The 23,409-nt window shown below is 68.0% G+C and carries 19 protein-coding genes and 1 pseudogene; 8 read left to right on the forward strand and 12 right to left on the reverse strand.

Features of this window, described 5'->3' with window-relative positions; all coding sequences use genetic code 11:
• The first annotated feature begins 101 nt into the window (after positions 1 to 101).
• Genes ACGFK0_RS36575 through ACGFK0_RS36585 form a run of 3 tightly spaced genes read left to right on the forward strand, consistent with a single transcriptional unit; the run spans position 102 to position 3,008 of the window.
• Positions 102 to 572, forward strand: coding sequence for an ABC-three component system protein (locus ACGFK0_RS36575; protein WP_392913135.1), 471 nt, complete (start codon positions 102 to 104; stop codon positions 570 to 572).
• The gene (locus tag ACGFK0_RS36580; protein WP_392913136.1) at positions 569 to 1,054 is read left to right on the forward strand and encodes a three component ABC system middle component; all 486 of its coding nucleotides are present in this window, start codon (positions 569 to 571) and stop codon (positions 1,052 to 1,054) included. The genes ACGFK0_RS36575 and ACGFK0_RS36580 overlap by 4 nt, the downstream gene beginning before the upstream one ends.
• A 4-nt stretch (positions 1,055 to 1,058) precedes the next feature.
• Positions 1,059 to 3,008 (forward strand): DUF3732 domain-containing protein, encoded by a 1,950-nt coding sequence (locus tag ACGFK0_RS36585; protein ID WP_392913137.1) that lies wholly within the window; start codon positions 1,059 to 1,061, stop codon positions 3,006 to 3,008.
• A gap of 254 nt (positions 3,009 to 3,262) precedes the next feature.
• On the opposite strand, the gene ACGFK0_RS36590 is transcribed toward ACGFK0_RS36585, so the two are convergent.
• From ACGFK0_RS36590 to ACGFK0_RS36610, 5 genes are all read right to left on the reverse strand, one after another.
• The gene (locus tag ACGFK0_RS36590; RefSeq protein ID WP_392913138.1) at positions 3,263 to 3,931 is read right to left on the reverse strand and encodes a hypothetical protein; all 669 of its coding nucleotides are present in this window, start codon (positions 3,929 to 3,931) and stop codon (positions 3,263 to 3,265) included.
• A 21-nt stretch (positions 3,932 to 3,952) separates the two neighbouring features.
• Entirely contained in the window at positions 3,953 to 4,108 is a 156-nt protein-coding gene (locus ACGFK0_RS36595) for a hypothetical protein (protein WP_392913139.1), read from the reverse strand.
• A gap of 266 nt (positions 4,109 to 4,374) precedes the next feature.
• Positions 4,375 to 5,841, reverse strand: coding sequence for a recombinase family protein (locus tag ACGFK0_RS36600; RefSeq protein WP_392913140.1), 1,467 nt, complete (start codon positions 5,839 to 5,841; stop codon positions 4,375 to 4,377).
• Between the two features lie 1,322 nt (positions 5,842 to 7,163).
• Positions 7,164 to 10,451: an FAD-binding and (Fe-S)-binding domain-containing protein gene (locus tag ACGFK0_RS36605; RefSeq protein WP_392913141.1), complete on the reverse strand. Its 3,288-nt coding sequence runs from the start codon at positions 10,449 to 10,451 to the stop codon at positions 7,164 to 7,166.
• Between the two features lie 40 nt (positions 10,452 to 10,491).
• The gene (locus tag ACGFK0_RS36610; protein WP_392913142.1) at positions 10,492 to 11,658 is read right to left on the reverse strand and encodes an enolase C-terminal domain-like protein; all 1,167 of its coding nucleotides are present in this window, start codon (positions 11,656 to 11,658) and stop codon (positions 10,492 to 10,494) included.
• Between the two features lie 162 nt (positions 11,659 to 11,820).
• On the opposite strand from ACGFK0_RS36610, the gene ACGFK0_RS36615 reads away from it, so the two are divergent.
• A complete protein-coding gene (locus tag ACGFK0_RS36615) occupies positions 11,821 to 13,626 on the forward strand; it encodes a thiamine pyrophosphate-requiring protein (protein WP_392913143.1) in 1,806 nt (601 codons plus the stop codon).
• A gap of 926 nt (positions 13,627 to 14,552) precedes the next feature.
• Complete coding sequence (locus tag ACGFK0_RS36620) at positions 14,553 to 15,380, forward strand: transposase family protein (RefSeq protein WP_392913144.1); 828 nt, start codon at positions 14,553 to 14,555, stop codon at positions 15,378 to 15,380.
• A 63-nt stretch (positions 15,381 to 15,443) separates the two neighbouring features.
• Here ACGFK0_RS36620 and ACGFK0_RS36625 read toward each other — a convergent pair whose 3' ends face one another.
• The 4 genes and pseudogenes from ACGFK0_RS36625 to ACGFK0_RS36640 form a co-directional block, all read right to left on the reverse strand.
• On the reverse strand, positions 15,444 to 15,869 hold the full coding sequence (locus ACGFK0_RS36625) for a ChaB family protein (protein WP_392913145.1): 426 nt from the start codon (positions 15,867 to 15,869) through the stop codon (positions 15,444 to 15,446).
• Between the two features lie 449 nt (positions 15,870 to 16,318).
• On the reverse strand, positions 16,319 to 16,672 hold the full coding sequence (locus ACGFK0_RS36630) for a 4a-hydroxytetrahydrobiopterin dehydratase (protein ID WP_392913212.1): 354 nt from the start codon (positions 16,670 to 16,672) through the stop codon (positions 16,319 to 16,321).
• Between the two features lie 33 nt (positions 16,673 to 16,705).
• A pseudogene (locus ACGFK0_RS36635) lies at positions 16,706 to 16,960 on the reverse strand (DUF2267 domain-containing protein); the annotation flags it as partial.
• Positions 16,961 to 17,249: 289 nt separating this feature from the next.
• Positions 17,250 to 17,810, reverse strand: coding sequence for a hemerythrin domain-containing protein (locus ACGFK0_RS36640; protein WP_392913146.1), 561 nt, complete (start codon positions 17,808 to 17,810; stop codon positions 17,250 to 17,252).
• 258 nt (positions 17,811 to 18,068) lie between these two features.
• On the opposite strand from ACGFK0_RS36640, the gene ACGFK0_RS36645 reads away from it, so the two are divergent.
• Positions 18,069 to 18,341: a DUF2795 domain-containing protein gene (locus ACGFK0_RS36645; RefSeq protein ID WP_392913147.1), complete on the forward strand. Its 273-nt coding sequence runs from the start codon at positions 18,069 to 18,071 to the stop codon at positions 18,339 to 18,341.
• A gap of 387 nt (positions 18,342 to 18,728) precedes the next feature.
• Here the strand turns inward: ACGFK0_RS36645 and ACGFK0_RS36650 are convergent, their stop codons facing one another.
• Entirely contained in the window at positions 18,729 to 19,169 is a 441-nt protein-coding gene (locus ACGFK0_RS36650) for a DUF6098 family protein (RefSeq protein ID WP_392913149.1), read from the reverse strand.
• 145 nt (positions 19,170 to 19,314) lie between these two features.
• Here ACGFK0_RS36650 and ACGFK0_RS36655 point away from each other — a divergent pair, with 145 nt between their 5' ends.
• Together ACGFK0_RS36655 and ACGFK0_RS36660 are read left to right on the forward strand one after the other, a co-directional pair.
• Positions 19,315 to 20,103 (forward strand): SigB/SigF/SigG family RNA polymerase sigma factor, encoded by a 789-nt coding sequence (locus ACGFK0_RS36655; protein ID WP_392913151.1) that lies wholly within the window; start codon positions 19,315 to 19,317, stop codon positions 20,101 to 20,103.
• Positions 20,104 to 20,964: 861 nt separating this feature from the next.
• The gene (locus ACGFK0_RS36660; RefSeq protein WP_392913153.1) at positions 20,965 to 21,360 is read left to right on the forward strand and encodes a CBS domain-containing protein; all 396 of its coding nucleotides are present in this window, start codon (positions 20,965 to 20,967) and stop codon (positions 21,358 to 21,360) included.
• A gap of 60 nt (positions 21,361 to 21,420) precedes the next feature.
• On the opposite strand, the gene ACGFK0_RS36665 is transcribed toward ACGFK0_RS36660, so the two are convergent.
• On the reverse strand, positions 21,421 to 22,344 hold the full coding sequence (locus ACGFK0_RS36665; RefSeq protein ID WP_392913155.1) for a glycosyltransferase family 2 protein: 924 nt from the start codon (positions 22,342 to 22,344) through the stop codon (positions 21,421 to 21,423).
• Between the two features lie 24 nt (positions 22,345 to 22,368).
• Complete coding sequence (locus tag ACGFK0_RS36670; RefSeq protein WP_392913157.1) at positions 22,369 to 23,256, reverse strand: glycosyltransferase family 2 protein; 888 nt, start codon at positions 23,254 to 23,256, stop codon at positions 22,369 to 22,371.
• Between the last annotated feature and the right edge of the window lie 153 nt (positions 23,257 to 23,409).

A 23,409-nucleotide genomic window follows, 5' to 3' on the forward strand; every position in this document is an offset into this window, starting at 1 on the left:
AGGTCCACACCGAGTACCTGGACCGGGAGCAAGCAGCGTAGATCTGCCCGCAGATCACCATCAGTCAGCTGTCCGGAAAGCGCGGGGCCCCTCAGTCGGACGTGGACGCCGACCAAGTCATCGCGGTGCACGGCGAGGACCCATTCGTACACCAGATGCGGTGGGTCGGCTGCAACGACGCGAACCTGCGCCGGGCGGTCGTCGACTACTACCGGGCGGTCACCCAGGCCACTAAGTGGCTGACCGAGGACCTCATCGGCCTGCACGAACTAGAGAAGTTCGAGGACAATCTGCGTGATGAGTGGGAGCGGGTCTTCCATGACATGGTCGAGGACCTCGGTCTGGAGGCTGATGAGCAGGCGAAGATCACTGCCGGGAAGGCGCTGCTGCGGCGGTTGAGGGACTCCACCGCAGTCACTGTCCGCCCCCGCTACAACGAGCCGTTCTTCGCCCGGGGCCGCCGGCACGTCCTGGCCGACAGCGGCGACATCGGCTGGCACCCGGACTTCGAGTCCCGCGTAGAGGAACTACTCAGCATCCGCGCCTCCGCCGAGACGGCAGAGGGCCCATGAGGGCATGGGACGACCGATCCCCCGAGGCTGCCGCGCTCCTCAACCCAGCCCTTATGGCCGTCATCACTGCGAACGCCGCCTGGCAATACGAGCGTGCATCCGGCCAGCCGATGCCGTGGCCGCTGGCGTTCCTCGTCGCCCCCCTTATTCTGCACAAGGGCACGCGGGAGTCACTGCCCAGGACCACGCGCACACACCTGTCGACGTGGATCGGCGACCATCCGGTAATTCGGGCCGGCTTCCCCGAACGCGCCCGGAGTCTTACGGGCCATGTCCGTGAAGGACTGCGCTTCGGCATGGCCCACGGGGCGCTGCTGGTGACCGACCACGGAGCCCTGTACGGCAGACTCCCCAACACCGCCAAGCCTGTCCAAGGTGGCGACGCTGCGCATATCGTGCAGTCAGCGGGCAAAGTCGGCACATGGTTCTCCCGCGCAGAGCAGCCAGCGACGCTCTTCGCGCTGTTCGGTGTGGCACCCTGATCGGGTGCAGCTTCTGTCGGTGATTCTCTACAACGTCCGGGGCGAGATCCGCCGCATCGACTTCCGTCCAGGCCGCCTGAACGTAGTGACGGGCGAGTCCCGGACCGGCAAAGGCGCCCTGCTGACAATCGTCGACTACTGCCTGGGTCGCAAATCAATCCAAGTCCCCGAAGGGCCGATCACCGACACGGTCGCTTGGTACGCGACATTGTGGCAGCTGCCCGGTGGGCAGGCATTCATCGCCCGGCCCGCACCGGCCGCCGGGAAAGCGTCCTCACAGCAGGCGATGCTCGAGTTCAGTACCGACCTGCCGATCCCCGCCCTGACGGACCTACGGATCAACACCGACGCCGCCACCCTGCGCACGCAGATCGGCCGACGCATCGGTATCGAAGAGAATCTCACCGACCCCGGGCCGCGCACTGGCCGGGCGCCGCTGGAGGCGAACCTCGCCCACGCGGTGCTGATGTGCCTGCAGAACCAGAACGAGATCTCCAGCCCCACCACCGTGTTCCACCGCCAAGGCGAACGCGCCGTAGCCGACGCACTACGCGATACCCTCCCCTACTTCCTGGGAGCCGTCCCCCCGGATCAAGCGTTGAAGCGCGCCCAACTCCGCAACGCCAAACACGCGCAGCAGCGCTCGGACGCTGCGCTGCGGGCCGCTGAGCTTGCCGCGCAGACGATCGACGTGGATCTGCGCGCCCTGCACAGCGAAGCGCGCGCCGTCGGCCTGATCCCCCCGGGCGAGGTCACCGACCGCGCCTCCCTCGTCCGGGTCCTTCACAGCGCCCGCGTTGCCCAGGCTCCCGAGCAGCGCCGCCCAGTCATCGACGACGCCCAGCAGCAGGACCGCTACCTAGCGCTGGAGCGGCGCGCGATCCACCTTCGCGCCGATCTGAAGCGGATCATGGCCGACCGGGAGCTCCTGCTCACCCAGACCACCGAGGAATCCGACTACGAAGACGCCCTCCAACTGCACACCGGACGGCTGGCGACGCTCGACCTCCTCGACCCGGCCTCGGGCAGCGATCCCTCCGCCGGTGCCTCCTGTCCCGCGTGTGGCCAAGCCACACCGCATGCCGACCCGGTGCCGGATGCGCTGCGCGCCGGCCTCACACGGCTGCGAGACCAACTGGACAGCCTCGCCGAGGTGCGTCCCTCCCAGCGCAGCGCCCTCATCGCGCTCGACGGCCAGGCCTCATCCGTGCGCGATGAGCTGTCTAGCGTCGAAGCTGCGCTGACCTCCCTGGCCACCGCAGTGCGAATCAACGAGCTCACCGACGCCGACGGACGGGATTTCACCCGCGGAAGGATCGACGCGATCCTGTCGCGTGTCGGCTCCACCGACGAGACCGAACTTCAGCGCCTGCGGGACGCGGCAGCCGGCGCCGCAGCGACGGTGGCGGCGCTGGAGACAGAGCTGAGCGGCGACGACGCCCGCGAGCAACTGACCTCACGACTCCTGCTCGTCGGCAAGGACATGACCGCCTACGCCGACCGGTTGGAGCTCGAACACAGCCAGGGCAGCGTCCGCCTGGACCTCGCGCGCCTCACTGTGGTCACCGACACCGAACGCGGCCCCATCCGCCTGGAGCGGATCGGAAGCGCCGCCAACTGGATCGGCTACCACTTGGCGACCCACCTGGCTCTTCACCGCTACTTCACCCACCAGGACAGGCCCGTCCCTCGCTTCCTGATCCTCGACCAGCCCACCCAGGCCCACTACCCCTCGGAGGTGTCCCTGCAAAGCGGCATTCCTGAAGACGACACCGACCGCGGGGCGGTACTACGCATGTTCAAGCTCCTGCACGACGTCGTCGCCGAACTCGCACCCGACTTCCAGATCATCGTCTGCGACCACGCAAACCTCCCCGATACCTGGTTCCGCGAATCAGTCGTCCACAACTGGCGCGACGGCACGAAACTCATCCCACTCACCTGGCTGTCTTAATCGGGCGCAGAGAGTGGTGGCCGAGGGTGGAGTAGCGGTTCTAAGTCTGCTGGCTTGAGCAGCTAACGAGCGAGCAGCGGCGGTAAGAGTGTCAGAGTCAGCGACGATCGTCGGCAGGTCGGGAGGACAACGACTGTCCAGCGCTAACAGGGACGAGCCGTATGTAGAGGAACAACCGGTCATCGGCATGTGTGAGTGTTCTGCGAGCCGAGACCTCGAATCCCGACAACGAGATGCGAGTCGACCGGACTCAGCTATGTGGTGGCGGGGTCCAGACGTCCGGCTGCTCCGGCCTGTTTGACCAGGCGTCCCCACCGTTCGCGGCGTCCGAACCGCTCCGCAATGGCCTTCCCTGAGGGAAGATCCCCGGCCGGGGTGCGGTGGGCGAGGGCCCATTGCCATGCCTGGCGTTGCAGCCCCGATGCCGGTCGGCCGCGCCGCGGACGAGCCCGACCCACTCCCCCGCCATCACCTGCTTGGGCCTCATCTGCATTCTGTATGAGCTCCTCCTCCACACTGTCGGTCTGAGCGCGGTTCGTCTGAACGTCGTAGGAGCCGTTCGACGGGTTATCCCAAGTCGTAGGAGCTTCGTAAGAAGCCACGTCCCTCCTGATCAGGCTCATATGAGGGCGCGTATGAGACCCATCTGAACCATCGAGCCTCTTCACAGCTTCGTATGAAGCGTTCGCGAGCCTTGGCTGCGAACCGTGCCGTACTTGGCGCATCAGGAGCTCATACGCCCCGATCAGCGCACAGCTAGGCCACGCCGCGATCAGCCGACCGACCACCGAAGGCTCGGCGACCGCGACGTTGGCGGCCAGGCTGGCGGCGCTGCCCAGTACCAGCAGCGTCCATGGCAGCAGACCGCTGCGGCGGCCTTGGCGGGAGTCGACCAGCAGCGACATCGAGGCCACCACGATCATCCCGTCCACACTGACCGGCAGCTACGCCGCCGTCCAGGACGTCTCGCCGTAGCGAAGCACAAGCTCGTACATGTGTTTATAGCTGATCACCGCGGCGATCCCAGCCAGCACGATGACGCTGAGTGTGGAGGCCCACCGGATCACTCGATCTGCGGGAGAAGGCTCGGTCTTCGCCATGGCCGCTCAGCCCTCCCCCTCGTCGACCAGGGCGTTTACATTGAGAGGGACATGGCCGAGTGGTAGAATTATGGTCTCGGACACACTATTTGTACATAACCAGGCGTTTCCAGGCATCCTGGAGTGCCTCTCGGTGTTTGGTTTACGCCCGAGAGGGTCGGCCTTTCGCTGTTTGATCACCTCCTTCCGGCTGTGAATGCCGTGAGCACACGAGCCGCAATCCGTATGCCAAGGCGGAGTATGCGACGCCACCCGGCGCCGCGGTGTCAGCGTCGGTGGTCGATGGTGACCCTCACCTCCTTCGGAGTGGCGGCCCGCAAGGTGCGGGTCTCGGGCTCGTAGGTGAGAGTGATCTTGCAGGTGCGCAGGTGGTCGATGATCTCCCTGGGGTCAGGGGACACGCCGTCCGGTGCGGTGGCTGACGGTCCGGTCAGGAGAACGTGCAGCGTCGGCAGGTGGGGCAGGATGTGGTCCTCGCGGACGTAGAGGTTCTTGGGCCGATCCGGATCGGAGCGCGACGCGCTGGTGTGGCCGTGCCGGCACCGATACGCCGACCGGTTGTTGGCCCAGCACGATTCCAGCCGCCGCCCGCAGATCCCGCACCGCAGCAGCCCCGCCAGCAGGTAACAGCGGTCCGGGCGGGCGGTGGCGCCGGGCGGGATCTGGATGCCCTGGACGGCGATGAAGTCGGCCTCGCTGACCAGAGCCGGGTGCGCGGAGCGGGCGGAGATGACCCAGCCGTCGGGCAGGTTCCACCGCTGCACCTGCCGATGCCCCAGCCCGGTGTTGGACGGATCGATCAGATCGTGCTCGCTCGGCTGCCGGTTCCACACCTGCCGCCCGGTGTAGCGCGGATTGGCCAGGATCGTCCGCACCGTGGTCAGCTTCCACGCCCGTTTGGACCGATGAGCGTTGCGCCGCGGATCGGCCGCGGACGGGCAGGGAATGTGCATGTCGTTGAGCGCCCGAGTGATGCGGGCCATGCTGTGCCCGGCCAGCCGCTGCGCGAAGATCCACTCCACGATCGGCGCGGTCTGCTGGTCGGGCTCCAGCCGACGGGCCCGCCGGCCCCAGGCCGCGTGGGCCCGATTCGGGTGCGGGCCCGCGTCTACGAGCCGATACCCGTATGGCGGCCGCCCTCCCAGGTACCGGCCCTGTTCACGGGCCTGAGCGGCCATCGCGGTGGTGACCCGGATCCTGGTCCGGGTGATCTCCCGCTTGGACTGGATACCGAGGTTGAACATCAACTGCTCGTGCGCTTCGGCGGTGAAGTCGATGGGGCCGCCGGTCTCGGGCATCCACAGTTGCACACCGTAATGCTCGAACAGCGGCGCCATCAGAGAGAACTGGTTGCCGTAGAACGCCCGCTCGTACTCCCCCACCACGATCGCATCGAACCCGCGATCCGGATCGGCCATCGCCACCAGCAACGCCGCAGCCTCAGGCCGCCGCGCCCACGGCAACACCCGGCTATACCCGACATCGAAATACTCCGCCACAATCCGCCCATGCCCACCGACCAGCGCCGCGGCCTGATCACGCTGCCGCGCCCGCGACGTCACCGGATCCTGGTGGTCCTCGGTCGACACCCGCCCGTAGAAGGCGAACCGCAACCCGCCCTTCTGCGGCTGCGCCACCCGGCGCTTCCCCGACCGCTCGGCCCACGCCAGGAGGGAGTCCGCGCCCACGTCCCGACCTGCTTCCCCGGACGCGTTCGGCCGCCTCGCAGCCATGATCCGCATCTCCTCATGCCGGAAACACCTTTCGGTTTCAATATCCAGCAATGAGAGCGAACGCATCCAGCAAACGCTAGGACCATGCCCAAGGAGCCATCATTTCCTCACACTCAAGAGACCCCAAGAACATTTCCCGATATTTACTACTCTGTTCATGGCTCGCGCGTGCTGGCCGTCGACACCACGCGGGCTATTCCACTGGTAATACGACCCGGACGGGCGACACTTCTCCCGGACTCTGTTACTCCAATAGGGCGCATCTCCGAAGAGAAGGTCATCGCACATCTGAACCGGAGTGCGTGAGCGCCTCCTGGCCCCACGTGCCGCCGTTCCCGGCTGACACGACCCCGGTAACAGACGAGCGCACAGGCCGACATCCTCGTGCTTACTTCGACGACAGCGGATAGCCGCCCTCAGAGGGACGAACTCCTCTCACGCGACGCGCAGCCCTCGCCTTCAACTTCTCCAAGATCAGCGACGCGACACAAGAGGATCAGGTCAAACATCCGAGGAACAAGAGGTGGCTGCTGGTAAAGTACTCTATGCGTGATCTTGGGTTGGCTTCTTGGGCCATCTAGTGCGTGTGAGGCATCATGGGAGTAGATCTGCCCACCCGGCGGTCCAAGCATTGCGCTGTCGAGGGCAACATAGCGTGGCGCCTCGTAACTCCGGATGCCGCTGCCGAACATGTGGATCCCTCTCACGTCCTTGCCTCGTTCGATGAAGCCTTCCGGTTCCGCCAGGAGGACTCGCAGCGGGGCCTGGCTGGCTTGCGCGAGGCGCAGCTTGGAGCTGTACACGCTGTTCTGGGGCACTGGGCGTCAAGACGGCCCCAGCCCGCCACGGTGGTCATGCCGACGGGGGACGGGCAAGACCGAGACCATGGTGGCCCTGCTGGTGGGCGGGCGAGTCGAGCGCCTGCCTGAAGATGTTGCGGCTGGGTATCGCCGAATGTAGTCAACGATGCGTGGCGTGGTGACATCTATGTGGGGTTCATCGAACGTTCCCTCCGCATGCTCGACCCTGAGGGCTAAGTGAGTTTCATCTGTGCCGATCGTTGGATGCGCAATCAGTACGGTTCTACTCTTCGGGAACTAATCGGCAAACGCTATGCCGTCGAGCACGTGGACTCTGCATGGGTCCGACGCTGCTTCGGGTCCCGCCTGTTGATCATTTTCTGCGGCGTCTGCGGTTCGCGCGTGGCCGCGCCGAGTCGACCACCAGGTCCTACGCCGGGGCACCTTAGGCGGTTCGAGCGGTGGCGGTTCGTCCGGGGGCTGAGTTGGGAGGAGGGGCCGGCTCGTGCAGGGCGGGGATGATCACTTTCGTCGTTGGCGGGTGCCGTGACGTTTGGAGCGTTTTTTCGAGATCTTGATCCCTTTGGATGGAACGTCGATTCTGAGACTGGAGACGATCTGTCCTGGGAATGCGGTGGTGGGGCGAGGGCGCAGCTTCCGGTACACCGCGCGGGTTGCGGCGGCGCCGAGAACGGCGGCGCCGGCTGCGGCCCCGAAGGTGGTTGCGATGCGGGTTACGCGGTGCGGGAGCGGCGGTGCGGGCTTGCCGGGATGTCCGGCGTTTTCCGGTCGTCCGGTAACCGGGTGGCCCTCCTGCCTGCGGGCCAGTTGGATGAGCTGGGCGATGTGGAGAGCTTGGCGTCCGGTTTCGGCGTCCTTGATCTGCGTCTTGCAGGAAAAGCCGTTGGCCACGATCGCCGCCGTCTGGTCGGCGTGGCGGACGGCGGGCAGGAGCGCCTGCTCACCGCAGTCCATCGAGATGTCGTACTTGCCATTCTCGAAACCCCAGGATCCGGCGAGGCCGCAGCAGCCGCCCTTGAGGGGGGCGGTGTCCAGGCCCATCTGTTCCAGGAGCTTGGTGTCGTTGTCCATGCCGCCGGTCGCGCGCTGGTGGCAGTGGCCCCACAGCAGCGCCTTGCCGGCTCCGAGGAGCCTTGGCAGTGCGATGTCGTAGCGGTCAAAGAACTCGGCGAAATGATGGGAGTTGCGAGCGAGCCGGGCGGCGTCGTCGTCGTGAGGGAGGAGCTTGGTCAGCTCGTCCTTGAAGACGGCGAGACAGCTCGGTTCCATCCCGACCACGGGCGTGCCGGCGCGGACGTGCGGGCGTAGCACATCCAGCACGTTGTGCAGGTAGCGTTCAGCCGTGTCGAGGAAGCCGTAGTCGTACAGGGGGCGGCCGCAGCACACGTGGCTCTCCGGCATGAGGACCTGCCAGCCGGCGGCCTCGATCGCCTCGACGCACGCCACGCCGACGTTGGTGTGGAAGTAATTGTTGAAGGTGTCGGGGAACAGCACGACCGGTCGCCCGTGCGGATTGACGCTGCCGCCGCGCTCTTCGAACCACTTCTGAAGCGTCATCGGTGCGAAACGGGGCAGGGGGCGGCGCCGGTTGATCCCGGCGACCAACTTCGCCAGCCGCGTCAGGCCCGGCGTGTGGGTCGCGACGTTGGCGATCTCCGGCATCCGAGACGCCAGCCGGGCGGCCTGGTCGATGAACCCGAATGCGTAGGCGTACCGGGGACGCCACCGTCGCGCCGACTTGTAGTGGTGGTGCAGGAACTCCGCTTTGTACGTCGGAATGTCGACGTTGACCGGGCAGTCGTTGGTGCAGCCCTTGCAGGCCAGACAGAGGTCGAGCGACTCGGCGACCTCCTTGGACTGCCAGCCGTCGGTTATGGCCTCGCCCTGCAGCATCTCGAACAGCAGCCGGGCCCGGCCGCGCGTGGTGTGCTTCTCCTCGCGGGTCACCTGGTAGCTGGGGCACATGGTGTTGGTCGCCTGCGGGACGCGGCATTCACCGATGCCGACGCAGCGCAGCGTGGCGTGGGCGAAGTCGCCGTCGTCCTCTTTGTAGGCGAACTTCACCTCTGGGCGCGGGGGGTTGTGGTCGGTGCCGAGCCGCAGGTTCTCGTCCATCCGGTACGCATCGACGACCTTGCCGGGGCTCATCTTGCCGTCCGGGTCCCAGATGCGCTTGAACTCGCGCATCGCCCGCACCAGCTCGGGGCCGTACTGGCGTTCCAGCAGTTCGCCGCGCTGCTGCCCGTCGCCGTGCTCCCCCGACAGCGAGCCGCCGAACGACACGACGAGGTCGGCGGCGTCGGTCATGAAGGCCCGGTAGGTCGCCAGTCCCCCGGCGGTGCGCAGGTCGAAGCTCATCCGGGAGTGGATGCAGCCCTGCCCGAAGTGCCCGTACATGGCACCGGTGATGCCGTGCCGGTCCATGACGCGGCGCAGCGCGCGGACGTAGTCGCCGATGCGGGACGGCGGGACGGCCGAGTCCTCCCAGCCGGGCCAGTGGTCCTGGCCGGGCGGGAACGCCGTTGCACCCAGGCCCGCCTCGCGGATCGCCCACAATTCGCCGCTGTGCCCGCCCTCCTGCGTGCTCCTGACTAGTTTCACCCGGTCCGGTGCGTACTCACGCTCCCGTGTCAGCCAGCGGACGAACGCCTCGGCCGTCCCGACCGACTCCTCCTCGGTGTCGGCACCGAACTGGACCAGCAGCCATGCGCCGCCGCTTCGCCGGGGCAGCTCCCGGATGTCGGAGACGTTCTTGTGCTGAAGCTGCTGGTCATCGATGAGCTGGCGGTCGAGAGCCTCCAAACCGACCGGCCGGAACTTCTCGATGATCTCTTCGCAGTGCTCGGCGGCGTCGGACAGTTCGTCGTACTCGACTACGACGAGCGTGCGCTGCAGCATCGCGGGCGTCAGGAGCAGGACGGCCTGCAGCACGGTGACGCAGGTGCTCTCGGTGCCGGCGAGCGCGCGGGCGACGTTGAAGCCGTTCTCCGGGAGCAGCTCGTCCAGGTTGAAGCCCGACACGCGGCGCGGCATCTGCGCGACCGACGGGTACCCTGCGCGGATCGCGTCGGCGTACCGGTCGCGCAGGTCGCGCAGCGCCGCGTAGATCTCGCCCTTGCGGCCCCCGGCAGCGATGATCTCGTCGAGCCGCTCCTCCTCGTTCGCCCCCACCCAGAAGCGGTCGCCGCCGTAGGTGACGATCTCCATCGCGTGCAGGTTGTCGGACGTGCGCGGCCCCGGCCCGTACAGCTGCGACTGCACCGAGTGGATACCGCACGAATTGTTGCCGATGTTGCCGCCGATGACGCAGCGCGAGTGGGAGGAGGGGTCGGGGCCGAACACCAGGTTCCACCTCCCGGTGTGGCGGTTCAGCTCCTCGTTGATCACCCCGGTCTCGCAGGTGACGGTCCGGGCCTCGGGGTCGACCTCGCCGATCCCATTGAGGTACTTCGAGTGGTCGATGACCACCGCGTAGTTGACCGTCTCCCCCGACAGGCTCGTCCCGCCGCCGCGGTTGAGGATCGGCGCGCCGAACCCGCGGCAGATCCGGTGCACCGCGACGACGTCGTCGAGCGTCTTCGGGATCACGACACCGATCGGCACCTGGCGGAAGTTCGACGCGTCGTTGGCGTACAGGGCGCGGGACCCGTCGTCGAAGCGCACCTCGCCCTCGACGGCCTTGGCGAGGGCCTTCGCCAGGCGCCCGACGGCGATCGTCGTCCTGCCTCGCGGCGGTCCCGACATCGACGGGGCGCTCTTGCCCGGAACCTGCTGAGTCTTCGGCGCCATTCGCGCACTCCTCCGGATCGCATCTGTATGGACAGGCCGGTCACGTCGTGCAGGAGCGGCGGGCGCCGTACACCCGGTACCGCTCGGCGTCCGCCCACCTCACCTCCAAACCGATGCCCGGGCGGTCCGGGGCCGGGCGCAGCGAGCCGCCCGCCGGGCTGAGCGTCCCGTCGAACACGATGTCCTCGACGCGGACGTGGTCGTGGAAGTACTCCAAGTGGCGGAGCCGCTCGACGGCGCAGAACGCGTGCGCCGACAGCGCCGGGGCGCAGTGCGCGGACAGGTCCACGCGGTGCGCCGCCGCGAGCCCGGCGACCTGCAGGACGCCGGTGACGCCGCCGCAGCGGGTCGCGTCGGCCTGCAGGCAGTCGACCGCGCCGTCCAGCAGCCCGGTGAAGTCGCCGAGACCGAACCCGTACTCGCCGGCCGCGACCTCCAGCCCTCCCGGGCCCCGGTCGCGGAGCAGCCGCAGGCCGGCGAGGTCGTCGCTGCTCACCGGCTCCTCGAACCACCGCACGTCCCACTCCCCCGCCAGGCGATGCGCCCAGGACAGGGCGTCCTTGCGGGTCAGGGCCCCGTTGGCGTCGGTGAACAGCTCGGCGCCCGGTCCGATCGCCTCCCGGACGGCCGTGAGCCGCTCGGGGTCGCGGCCCGGTTCACGGGAGATCTTCAGCTTCACCCGGGGGATGCCGCGCTCCGCCCAGTCGCCCAGTTGGCGGGCGAGCCGGTCGAGCGGGTAGTTCGTGAAGCCGCCGCTGCCGTAGACGGGGACCACGTCGTGGAACGTCGGCAGCACCCGGTACAGCGGCAGGCCGAGCAACCGCGCCTTCAGGTCCCACAGCGCGGCGTCCACCGCCGACACGGCCATGGCGCCGGGCCCGGGACGCCCCGCGTTGCGGATCGCCGCGAACATGGCGTGCCACGCGGCGGCGGGCGCGAACGCTACCCGATCCCGGACGACTGGCGCGAGCTTCGACTCGATGAAGGGCGCGAGCGAGACGTCGCCGTAGGTGTAGCCGATGCCGGTCCGCCCGCCCGCGTCCGCCTCGACAAGCACCATCGTGGTGGAGTCCCAGCGCAGCGTGCCGTCCTCCTCGACCCCGTCCGGACCGTCGGTCGGCACCGTGAACGCGTGCACCCGCACGTCCGCCACGGGGACGGCGTCGCCTCCGGCCGGCCCGTCCCCGATGCCGTTCCCCCCGGTCATTCACGCCTCCTTCGCTCGGCGACGCGCGTCTTACTACCTCTGGTGGAAGCTCTGAAACGGTGGCGGGGCTCCCTCCAGCTGGTTTGGTCGCCCGCTCCCCGGGGACCCGGGGGTTTGACACGGGCACCGAGTAGTCGACGACCACCGGGAGAGTTGAAGATCATGGCCCAGCAAGTAGCCGACTACGTCCTCCAGCGCCTCACGGAGTGGGGCATCAAGCGCGTCTACGGATATCCGGGTGACGGCATCAACGGCATGCTGGGTGCCTTCGACCGCGCCAAGGGGCGTCCGGAGTTCATCCAGACGCGCCACGAGGAGATGGCGGCGTTCATGGCCTGCGCCCACGCGAAGTTCACCGGCGAGGTCGGCGTCTGCGCGGCCACGTCCGGGCCCGGTGCGATCCACCTGCTGAACGGCCTGTACGACGCGAAGCTGGACCACCAGCCGGTCGTCGCGATCGTCGGGCAGCAGAAGCGACTCGCGCAGGGCACCCACTACCAGCAGGAAGTGAACCTCGAGGACCTGTTCTCCGACGTTTCCGAGTACTGCCAGATCGTCATGCACCCCGGGCAGATGCGGCATGTGATCGACCGGGCGTTCAAGACGGCGCTGACCACCCGGAGCGTCGCGACGATCATCATTCCCGAGGACGTCCAGGAGACGGAGGCGATGCCGTCGCCGCCGAAGGAGCACGGCTCGGTGTACTCCAGCGTCGGCTGGAGCCAACCCCGGGTCCTGCCCAACCAGGAAGAGCTGCGCAAAGCCGCCGACATCCTCAACCAGGGCGAGAAGGTCGCAATGCTCATCGGGCAGGGCGCGGCCCAAGCCGGCGAGGAGGTCGTCGAGGCCGCAGAACTGCTCGGCGCCGGGGTCGCCAAGGCGCTGCTCGGCCGCGAGGTCCTGCCCGACGACCTGCCGTTCGTCACCGGCCCCGTCGGGCTGCTCGGCTCGAAGGCCAGCGACGAGATGATCATGAACTGTGACACCCTCTTCATGATCGGCAGCAGCTTCCCCTACGCGGAATGGCTGCCGGACGAGGGCAGCTGCCGCGGGGTCGAGATCGACATCGACGGCCGCATGATCGGCATCCGGTACCCGATGGACGCGCACGTCGTCGGCGACGCCAAGGAGACCCTCCAGCAGCTGATCCCGCTGCTGCGCCGCAAACAGGACCGGTCCTGGCGCGAGCAGATCGAGGAGAACGTCCGCACCTGGGACACGGTGCTGGAGAAGCGAGCCGGGCAGACGTTCGACGGGAAGATCAACCCGCAGGCGGTGGCCCATGAACTGTCGCCGCTGCTTCCCGATGAGTGCATCCTCACCGCCGACTCCGGTTCGGGAACCAACTGGTGGGCCCGGCACCTCAAGATCCGCGAGGGCATGAAGGCGTCGCTGTCGGGGACGCTCGCGACGATGGGGCCGGGCGTCCCGTACGCGATCGCCGCGCGGTTCGCCTTCCCGGACCGTCCGGTCATCGCCTTCGTCGGGGACGGCGCGTTCCAGATGAACGGCATGAACGAGATGCTCACGGTGAAGCGGTACGCCGACCGGATGGGCGGCTCGCCGCCGCTGGTCTTCTGTGTCTTCAACAACCAGGACCTCAACCAGGTCACTTGGGAGCAGCGGGCGATGGGCGGTGACCCGAAATACGAGGGATCGCAGTCCATCCCGGACTTCCCGTACGCGAAGTACGCCGAACTGTGCGGCCTGAAGGGCATTTACTGCGACGACCCCAAGAAGGTCACCAAGGCCTGGCAGGACGCCCTCGCCAGCGATCGGCCTGTCGTGCTGGAATTCGTGGTGGACAACGAGATCGCGCCGATCCCGCCGCACATCATGAAGGAACAGGCCAAGAAGACCCTCAAGGCCGGCGTCCGGGACCCGCAGAAGGTCGGCATCGCCGAGCGCGGCTTCCGGCAGAAGCTCACGGAGATGTACGAGAACCTTCCCGGCCGCAAACACGACTGACTGGTCGTGGTCGCGTCTCCTCAAGGGAGGGAGGTTCGGGGATGCCGGATCACCTTCGCAGTGAGCGATCCCCGAGGCCCGGTGATCTGGCAACAGCGGCGCTTCCCCCTGAGGCCATGCGGAAATCACTACTGTATGGAATGAGGCTCGGCTGACCAGCGGAGAAGCCGACCGGCGACCTGGTCTCGGACCCGCGCAGAAGCGAGGTCTTCCTTCCTACGCCGCGCCTCCCGAGCGGAAGGATCTTCCTGCCGACAGCATCCGCGAATAGTGGGGCCCCTGCCGCGTCCAGCGCGAGCACGGACTGACCACGATCGACAACGACTTCGGCCCGGTCAACGTGCTCGCGCAGCAGGTGCAAGCGCACGAAGGCCCGGCAACGTGCTGATGCGCCTGTCGGTCAGTGGCCGCAACCCGATCGTGGTCGCCGCGACGCACCGCGCCCGCCAGCTCGGCATCGCCGCGTGGGCCGTCCCCGGACCGGGGCCCAACGCCCACGCCAGCGCGTGCGACGACGCGATCACCTGTGCAGCCCTCCGCCACCGTCCAGGAGATCCAACTCGCTGCGGTCCACCTTCTATGCGGCGTGGTCGACGAGGCCCTGGGGGTGAGACCATGTCACCAATCAGGGCCCTCGATAGATAAGGGCTCTACGCGACATTTGAGCAGGCGCCAAAGGTGTCGCTGACATTTATGCTGACACCGTTGGTCTGCATTGTTCGCGGCCCGGACTTCCGTCACCGGGAAATGCGTTGCAGCAGTGAGGTGATCTCAGCGAAATTGATCCGGACAAGAATGCTTTCCCTGTCACGAACGAGCCTTCGAGGGCGGACACGCGGACGATCAGGCGGCGCCCGGAAAGGGCGTGGAGCCCCCGGTAGAAGAGGTCTCACCACAAGATCTCGTCCGCTACCGGAAGGCTCCACGTGATCAGCTATCGTGCCACGCTCGATGTCTCGCGGGAACTGGTTCTGCATGTGTCCGGGCTGCTTGCCGCCGAACGCCGGTACCGGCGCACGCCCAAGGGCAGCAGGGCGCTGACCTGCTTCTGGGAGGCGGTGCTGGTGCTGCGGTGGTTCCGGGACCGCACCGACCCCGCCGCCCTCGGCCGTGACCACCGGATATCGCGGGCGACGGCCTACCGCTACATCGGCGAGGCGATCGAGGTGCTCGCCGCCCAGGCCCCCGACCTGCACACCGCGCTGCAGCGGGCCAAAGACGACGGATTGCCGCATGTGCAACTGGACGGCACCATCATCGGGTCCGACCGCTGCCGTCAGCAGACCCAAAGCGTCAAAGGCGAGATGATCGACGCCTGGTATTCGGGAAAGGCGCACCACCACGGCGGCAATATACAGGCGATGTCGGCGCCCTGCGGGCTTCCCCTATGGGTTTCCGACGTCGAGCCGGGCTCGGTGCACGACCTGACCGCCGCCCGCACCCACGTGCTGGGCGCGCTGTACGCCGCGGCGGCCGATGACCTGCCCACCCTGGCCGACCTGGGGTACGAGGGCGCGGGCATCGGGGTGTTCACCCTGGCCAAGCACCCCTCCGGCGGCCAGGTCCTGGACGCCGACGCCCGCACCTACAACGCGCTGCTGAGCGGCCTGCGATGCCTGGCCGAACGCGGCTTCGCCCTGCTCACCCAACGCTGGCGCATCCTGCAGCACATCACCGCCAGCCCCAGCAGAATCGCCGACATCGCCAAAGCCGCACTCGTCCTCACCCATTTCGAACACGGCTACGCCCGGTGATTCGCTGAGATCACCTCAGTGAATGTCTAGACTTCAACGAAAGGCTGTTGGCTGTTACTTTCCTTACGACCTGGAATTGGCGGTCTTGCGGCTATTGGCCTTCTCGATGGCCTTGACGAGTTCCCCCTTCTTCATGGTGGATCGACCCGAGATGCCCAGCCGCTTGGCGACATCGTACAGGTGCTTCTTCGAGGCGTTGGCGTCCACGCCGGCCGCAGTCTTGCGCGAGGTTTCACGACCTCCTTCGGCCTGTTTGTCGGACGGCCCCTTCGCGCCACCGGACTTCGGCTCCCAATGGTCGCCGACCCTCTCGTGGGTGTGCTTGAGGGCGGCGTAGGCGACGCGGTGCGCCCGCTGCCCTTCCCCGTACTCCTTAACGGCCGAGTCGTGAGCCTTGGCGTAAGTACGTTGCGCCTTGGCGTCCGAGCGCTTGATGGTGTCAGGCAACTCTTCCTTCTTGGCCTTGCCCTTGCCGGTGGTCTTCGGCATTTCCTACTCCTCGTGCGACGAGCCATGTGCTTTGGAGGAGCCGATACCCACATGCCATGAATATTCACGTGTGCGGCGTATCGGGATGAAACGCGCCAGGCACGGCCCGCCCGCTCACTCCGCCGAAGCGCCTGGCAGCAGGCCTGCGAAACCGTCCGGTCGTGCGTCCGACAGGTGCGGCGGGTCATCGGCTTCGTCTGTCTCCGACTTGCTGCTATCGAGGGCAGGTTCGGGTACTCCGTACTGACCCCATCGTCACGCTCGAGGCATGCGGGCGGGCCCACGATGATCTGGAGGATGCCGGCCGGGTGGCTTGCGCTGCCGTGCGCGAACAGCGTCCCGCTGGCCAGGAGCTCAGGGGAGCTCAGTTCGTCCGGCCCGTCGTGGCGTTCTCCAGATCATGCGTCACGCCGGCGACGCCACCTCGTGTCCGGTCCCACGCCGCCGGCTCAGGAACCCATTTGGGCGCCCGCTTCGTCGATGGCGTCGTCCAGCCGGGAGGCGAGTTCGACATCCAGAGCCGTGACGGCATCCGCTGACACCGTGCGCATGGCCAGTTGGATGCCGTCGGCGCTGCGGCGCACTTCGGGTCCGCGGCCCATCTCCTCGCGGAGCGGGTCGATTCTGCGCAGCACCCGGTCGAGGTTGCCGGATGGGAGTACGAGGGTACGCCGGAGCTCGCCGGTATCGCCCGACCAGTCCGGGAGGGGACCCAGTGCGGCGTCCACCTCCTCGGGGGTAAGCGGCGCCTCCTGTCCGGCGGAGCCGGTGACACCGCCGCCCGCCCCGGGAGGAGCGAACATCTCGCGGAGCTGTTCGGGCACGTCCAGCTCCGCGATCAGGTCGGGTTCCTGTTCGGCCAGCGCGGCGAGGACCGCCCGCGCCCGAAGTCGTGCCTCGTCAGGTGGCCGATGCGCCAGCAGCGAGACGGCGCGGACGAAATCCGCCTCGTCGTCCTTGCGCATCTGCTCTTCGACTGGAGGACGTCCCTTGAGTTGACCTGGTATCGCGTCCATGAGGCGGTCCCGGTCGGGTTCGCCAAGCGTGCGGGCCAGTGCGGTCACGGTCGCCTCCGCCGCCGCTCGCGCAACCCCTGAGTCCGGGTCTTCTCCGAGACCGACTCCAGCAGATCCTGATACTCAACGGCCATACTCGGTTCCGCAACTCGGTAGGCCCTGGTCAGGTCCCTCAGCGATACCCGCCGCCCCTGCTCTTACGCCCAGCTCCCTTCCGGCAGTACCGAGCTGGGAGCGCTTGGCAGGCTTACGCCTGAAGGTTCGGGCACAGGCATGTGCGTACGGACGCCGCACCCCCGAAGGAGGCGCCACGTCGGTTCCGCGTCAGGGCGGGTCTGCACGAACTGGAAGCCATGGCAGGGAGTCAGTCGCTGCCACGGCCGCTCACGCGGTCGCGGACCCGGTCGACAAGTCCGGCACCGGGGGCCAGCAACTTGTTCAGCGGCGGCTTGTTGGGCGCCGAGGGGTGCGGGCGGGTGGGCGCCACACGCTTGGCGGACTGGACTTTGTCACCCAGTTCCAGCAGTTGGTCGGCGTCGGCGTGCTCGGCGAGCTTGGGGAACAGGTTGCCCTCCTCATCCTCGACGTGGGCGGATACATCCTCGATGAGCCGGTTGACCAGCGTATTGAAGCTTTGGTGTGCGGCGTCGACCTTTTCGAGTTCCTTGAGAATCCGCTCCACTTCGGCGTGCTCGGAGATCTCCCTGTCGGCGATCTGTTCGCCGTCCGGCACGACTTTGCGGACTGCGGGGTACAGGTAGGCTTCCTCGGCGATCGAGTGCCGGACCAGTTCGATGGTGACGTCATCGATGATTCGCCGCCGCTCGTCCGCGTCCGTCGTGGCCGCCAGTTCGTCGAACATGTCCTCGACTTCGCGGTGATCGTGCTTGAGAACCTCGACCACATCGCGCTTCTCGTCGCCCATGGGACCTCTCCCTCTGGTGTCTGCGCTCGAGCCAGGAGAACACCGCGTACCGCCCCGTGGCCTGGCGGGCGTTGGCTTGCGGTGATCGACTGACAGGGCGCCTGGTACCCGAGCGAACGAGTCCCACTCGCCTCCTGAAGACACGGATTCGTTCGGCGACCTAGAGGTTACGACACCAAGGACGCAAGCACTACTCGGGGGAGGAGGCCATGGCGGACAACCCGTCGTTCATCGAAGTGCAGAAGTCCCTGGCCGGGGATGGGCTATCCGGTGTCCAAGGACGACCTCGTCAAGTACGCGCAGCGGCACGGCGCCGAAGAGGGCACCTTGCAAGCGCTTCAGGCGATACCCGACCGGGAATACGACGGGCCCAGGCGGAGTCAGCCAGGCGATCACCAAGACGCTGACGCGCAACGTATCTATGCAGTTAGGTTGGCCGGCTCACCGGCGGCGGGCTTAACCGGCGGCGGCTGCGGTCGGCCGGGCGAGTTTGTTACGGCGAGGAAGCCGCGGGTAGAGGCGCTGGCATGACTGATATCGGAGACAGCTTCAAGCCCGGAGAACGTGCACCGGAAAGTGGCTTCTACGAATGCGACTGTCCCAATTCCCACCGCTGGAGCACCGACGTGGCGGACCATCCACTTCCACCGCTTCCACGAGGATGCAGCGGAAGCCAATGGACCCTGAGGGAACGCCGCCCCGTCGCCTGATCACCTTCGGCGGGGCGACCACGTCCGCCGGCGCCGAGAACCGATTCACCGGCGCTGGCGGACGGCGCTTCGCGGACGCCTCGCTGGTAGGCGCAGGGCTGCTGCCGTTCCGGGCACCGTCTCGGGTTCGGACACGGCGGTGTCGGCCTGACTATATGCGTCGGCGAAACCCTCGCTCTTGAGGCCGACGACCTGATGGTCCCGCTGGTCAACCTCCTTCGCGGCCAAGCGGCCCCCACTCGGCGTTCGCGTCTTGCTTCAGCAGCCTCTCGGCCTGGTCGAGGACCTGCTTGTCGATCAGAGCGACGGCGGCGGGACGGGCCACGATGGGCTCGTTGTCGGGCCCACGGCCCACCTCCTCGCCCTCAAGTACCCAGGGCCGCGCACCTTGGGCGCGGGCCCTCTCCAGGTGCGAGTAATCGTGCAGACGCCGCGCCACCCACAGGACCAGCGACCGGGTGCCCCACCACGCCTCCACGGCGAGCGGATTGGCGGACAGGCCCGGCAATTCGGCGCCGGTCAGGCCGTCCGCGCTGTGCGGGCGGGACTGGTCGGCCTCCGGATCGGCCGACCAGCGCACGAACAGGCACGGGCGGCCTTCCAGCAGCTCGGCCAGCTGATCAAGTGTCGTGATCACATCCAGCGACATGGAAGGGCTGTTCCCCGTCGCGCCACGTCGATTCCGGGCCACGCACGGAGATCGCCCGTGTGATCGCTTTATGTCCGGGTAGGGACGCCACCGAGCGATCGTTCCCCTCCTCCCGCCGGTCTCGTCCGCAAAGGAGACGACCCGCATGACGACGGCGCAATCCTCCACTCGGCTCGACGATGGGCAGACCGAGATCCTGCTGGCGGAGATGAACGGGCTCGGGCAGGACGATCCCCGGCGGGAACGGCTGCGGGCGCGCATCGTCGACATGCACGCCCCGCTGGTCCGCGGTGTCGCGCGCCGGTACGCCAACCGCGGCGAACCCATCGACGACCTCCAGCAGGTGGCCTACCTGGGGCTGGTCAAGGCCATCAACCGGTTCGACCCCGGGATCGGCGACCGGTTCGTCACCTACGCCTACCCGGTGGTGACCGGGGAGGTGAAGCGGCACTTCCGCGACAAGACCTGGGGCATCCGCGTGTCGCGCCGCATCCAGGAACTGCGCCCGGTGCTCCAGCGCACCACGCAGGAGTTCACCCGCGAGAAGGGCCGCTCCCCCACCACGGGGGAGATCTCGAAGCTCATGGACATCACCGAGGAGGAGACCGTCGAGGTCATCGTCGCCTGCGACGCCTACCGCCCGCTGTCCCTGGAGGCTCCCGCCGACGGCTCGCAGAGCGGCGACAACGGCACCGTCGGCGAGTACCTCGGATCGGACGACCCCGCGCTGGACGCCTTCATCGACGGCCACGCCCTCGCCCCGCTGATCGACGACCTTCCCGAGCGGGAGCGGACGATCCTGCTGTTGCGGTTCTTCGGCAACAAGACGCAGACGCAGATCGCCGAGCAGATCGGCCTGTCCCAGATGCACGTCTCGCGGCTGCTCCGCGCCACTCTCGACAAACTGCGCGGCGGCCTGCTCGCCGAAGGCTAAGGCGACGCTCAGCTCCGTGGTAGCCCTTTCGGCGAGGATGATCACTCCGGTGTCACGTCACCCTCGCTCGGCGACTGGTCAGGCTCACGGTGCGGGACGACAAGATCGACAAGATCACCGCTCTCCTCTCACAGTCCCACATCAACCGCCAGGTGATCCGCTGACAGGGGAAGCGAATCGGCGGGCGGCTCGACACGCAGCGCGAGACACATCTCACGAGCGATGGATGTTGACGGAGACGTCCTGTGGACGAAACGCAAATTGGGGCACCAAACCCGTCCCACCGCGCGGCTGATTGTTACGAGCTCGTCGCTCCTGACACCTACAGGGAGTGATCAACGAGCCAGCCGCAGCACCCAGTCTGCGCCCGTCTTTAGAACAAGACGAGCTGTGGCGTCCGTTCTCGCGGTCAGCATCGGTGCCGTCCCCAAAGCCGCAAATGGTTGGTACCGGCGGTCACTAGAGTACTGGCCGCGTTCGAGGACGGTCCCGACTGGTCGTTCGGGTCTGCCCTGCGCCCGCCGACGGCCTGGACAGCGAGCGCGTCGTTCTCGTTGGGGACGCGCAGAGCGATGACGTGCTGGGCCTAGCGGAACCCCAGGCCTTGGGGCGGCGGGCGCGGCTGCCGGCATACAGGGCCGGCCTGTGGATGCTCAGCAGCGAGCAGCTCGGACTGGATCGGAGGCGTTGAGGTTGAGATGCAGTCCGACTTCCAAGCCGACCCCATCTGCTGTCCGGCGACGCGGTACCTCACGTGCGGTGTCGGTGCCTTCCGGACGCGCATGGAAGGCACTCCTGGGGGTAGCGGCTGCGGTACTTCAACTTTGGGAGAGGACGAGCATGGCCACTGCACGAGAGATCATGACGCCGGGCGCCGACTGCATCGGTGAGGACGCCACTGTGCTCGAGGCGGCGAAGAAGATGACCGAGCTGGACGTGGGCGCACTGCCGATCTGCGGGAACGACGACCGCCTCAAGGGGATGATCACCGACCGCGACATCGTGGTGAAGGTGCTGGGCGTCGGTAAGGATGCCGAGGCGACCAGGGCCGGGGAACTGGCTCAGGGAGAGGCCGTGACGATCGGCGCCGACGATAACGCCCAAGAGATCATGGAGACCATGACCGACCACAAGGTCCGCCGTCTCCCGGTGATCGACGGGCGCCGTCTCGTCGGGATCGTCGCGCAGGCCGATGTCGCGCGATCGTTGCCCGAGCCTCAGGTCGGTGACTTGCTCCAAGCCCTGTCCACCGACTGAACCGATCTTCGCAGCCATCCAGGTGCCCCGGCGAGGCCGGCACTGCGCGGCCGCCGGGAGTCAATAGCCCTCGAGGCGGGCGCGGTCGGCCTCGACCGCGGGCGGAACGGGTCGGCGGTCGCGCAGCACGCGAGGCAGGACCCGGGCGGCAGCAGCGAGCCCGGCGCGGCCGTCCGGGGTGCGCAGCGCGGACGCGACGGCGCGGGCCAGCACCGGCAGCGGGCGCCGCAGCCACATCGTGAGGAGCCGGTTGCGGATCTCCCGGCGGCGGCGCCCGACCGGGTCGCGGCCCGTCCGCGACGGGTGGTGGTGCACGACGAGCTCGGGCACGTAGGCCATGCCCCAACCCGCGGCGGCCACATCCAGGGCGAGCAGTTCCTCCTCGCCGGCGAAGTGCAGGACATTCGAGAAGCCGCCGACGTCGAAGAATGCGTCCCGTCGCACGATGACCGAGCAGGCCAGGAAGCCAAGGATCGCCGGCCCCGGGTGGCCGTCCGGACGGCCGAGGGGCGCGGCGGCCATCTGGTCCGACACCGGCTCGAGCCGTTCCTCCTCGCCGACCAGCACGCGGGCGGCGAGGAGCGCCATGCGGGGGTGCGCGTCGAGGATCTCGACAGCCCGTGCGAGGGCACCGGGCGCCCACCAGGAGTCGTCGTCGGCGAACGCGACGTAGCGGGTTCCGGCCTCGATCGCGCCGACGTTGCGTGCGGCGGCGCCGAAGTTGCCCGGCAGCCGCAACACACGGGTGTCGGCGGCCGCGGCGACGGCGGCGGTGCCGTCGGCGGACGCGTTGTCGACGACGATCACCGGGGCGGCGTGCCGGACCAGGCTGCGGCGCAGCTCTGGGGCGCGGTCGCGGGTCGCGACGACGATCGTGACGCCGGACGTCTCGGGTCTCCGCACGCGTTCCGAGCGGGCGGTGCCGGTCTCGGAGCGGGTGCCGGATCCGGAGTGATTTCCGGATCCAGAGGGGGTGTCGGTCATCTGGCTGTTCCTCCCCGGAGCCGATCAGCTCACGTAGCGGCGGGCCATGGACGTCCGCTGGGAGGTCTCCAGGGTGCGCAGGCGATCTTCGACGTCGCGGGGCAGCGAGCGGCGCTCCCGCACGACCCAGCCAAGCCCCGCCACGGCCTCGGCGAGGGCGGCGGCGGTGACGCGATCGCGGGGCAGCGTGCGCAGCAGCCCGGCGGTGCGGCGCGCGGCGGCCGGCAGCGGGCGGCGCAGCCAGGTAAACCACAGCGTGTTGCGGATGCCGTGGCGCCGCCGCACGTGCACCTCCCGGAGCGGCGACGGCTCATGGTGCACGACGACGTCCTCGGTATAGCACAGGTACCAGCCGAGGGTCATCAGGTCGGCGCTGAGTAACTCCTCCTCGCCGCCCAGCCACAAGCGGGGCGAGAACCCGCCGGCCGCGCGGAACGCCACAGCGCGGATCATGGACGCGCCTGCCAGAAACGAGCCGAGCGCGGGGCCGGGCAGCCAGCCGGGGCCGGGGACAGGTGAGTCCCGCAGTTCGGCGACGATCGGGTCCTCACGCCCGCCGGGCTCCACCAGGATCCGCCCAGTGACCACGGCCAGCCGCGGGTGCGCGTCCAGCAGCGCCGCCGCGCGGCCCGGGGCGACCGGTTCCCACCAGGTGTCGTCGTCGCAGAACACCACGTACGGGGTACGGACGTGGTCCACCGCCAGGTTGCGCGCGACAGCACCGAGATTCTCGCGAGATCGAATCAGCCGCACCTCCGGGAACCTGGCCGCGACCGCGTCCGGGGTACCGTCGCGGGAGGCGTTGTCGACGACAATGACGGGTGCACCTTCCGGCAGGGCCCGCAGGCGGCCGAGAACGGCCAGCAGCGAGGCCCGCCGGTTCCGGGTGATGACGACGACGGTGTAGCGCATGCGTCCGCCCTACCCGGGCCTCGCCGTGCCATGTCCTCTACCGCGGCCGGTCGGCGACGAGCCGCAGCGACGGCGCCCGCTCGGGGCAGATAGGCCATCGAGCTCGCGGGTACTCGCCCCCTGGGAAGGCGGGATCGTCCCTGACGAGCCAAT

The sequence above is a fragment of the Spirillospora sp. NPDC048823 genome, assembly GCF_043198445.1.
In the GTDB taxonomy this organism is placed as follows: domain Bacteria; phylum Actinomycetota; class Actinomycetes; order Streptosporangiales; family Streptosporangiaceae; genus Spirillospora.

Bases quoted from the DNA above. Each gene is read 5' to 3' on its own strand.
- ACGFK0_RS36600 (WP_392913140.1), bottom strand. From the start codon at position 5,841: ATGGCTGCGAGGCGGCCGAACGCGTCCGGGGAAGCAGGTCGGGACGTG.
- ACGFK0_RS36625 (WP_392913145.1), bottom strand. From the start codon at position 15,869: ATGCCGAAGACCACCGGCAAGGGCAAGGCCAAGAAGGAAGAGTTGCCT.
- ACGFK0_RS36595 (WP_392913139.1), bottom strand. From the start codon at position 4,108: ATGGCGAAGACCGAGCCTTCTCCCGCAGATCGAGTGATCCGGTGGGCC.
- ACGFK0_RS36665 (WP_392913155.1), bottom strand. From the start codon at position 22,344: ATGACCGACACCCCCTCTGGATCCGGAAATCACTCCGGATCCGGCACC.
- ACGFK0_RS36615 (WP_392913143.1), top strand. From the start codon at position 11,821: ATGGCCCAGCAAGTAGCCGACTACGTCCTCCAGCGCCTCACGGAGTGG.
- ACGFK0_RS36580 (WP_392913136.1), top strand. From the start codon at position 569: ATGAGGGCATGGGACGACCGATCCCCCGAGGCTGCCGCGCTCCTCAAC.
- ACGFK0_RS36640 (WP_392913146.1), bottom strand. From the start codon at position 17,810: ATGGGCGACGAGAAGCGCGATGTGGTCGAGGTTCTCAAGCACGATCAC.
- ACGFK0_RS36660 (WP_392913153.1), top strand. From the start codon at position 20,965: ATGACGCCGGGCGCCGACTGCATCGGTGAGGACGCCACTGTGCTCGAG.
- ACGFK0_RS36590 (WP_392913138.1), bottom strand. From the start codon at position 3,931: ATGATCGTGGTGGCCTCGATGTCGCTGCTGGTCGACTCCCGCCAAGGC.
- ACGFK0_RS36610 (WP_392913142.1), bottom strand. From the start codon at position 11,658: ATGACCGGGGGGAACGGCATCGGGGACGGGCCGGCCGGAGGCGACGCC.
- ACGFK0_RS36670 (WP_392913157.1), bottom strand. From the start codon at position 23,256: ATGCGCTACACCGTCGTCGTCATCACCCGGAACCGGCGGGCCTCGCTG.
- ACGFK0_RS36650 (WP_392913149.1), bottom strand. From the start codon at position 19,169: ATGTCGCTGGATGTGATCACGACACTTGATCAGCTGGCCGAGCTGCTG.
- ACGFK0_RS36655 (WP_392913151.1), top strand. From the start codon at position 19,315: ATGACGACGGCGCAATCCTCCACTCGGCTCGACGATGGGCAGACCGAG.
- ACGFK0_RS36645 (WP_392913147.1), top strand. From the start codon at position 18,069: ATGGGCTATCCGGTGTCCAAGGACGACCTCGTCAAGTACGCGCAGCGG.
- ACGFK0_RS36630 (WP_392913212.1), bottom strand. From the start codon at position 16,672: ATGTTCGCTCCTCCCGGGGCGGGCGGCGGTGTCACCGGCTCCGCCGGA.
- ACGFK0_RS36605 (WP_392913141.1), bottom strand. From the start codon at position 10,451: ATGGCGCCGAAGACTCAGCAGGTTCCGGGCAAGAGCGCCCCGTCGATG.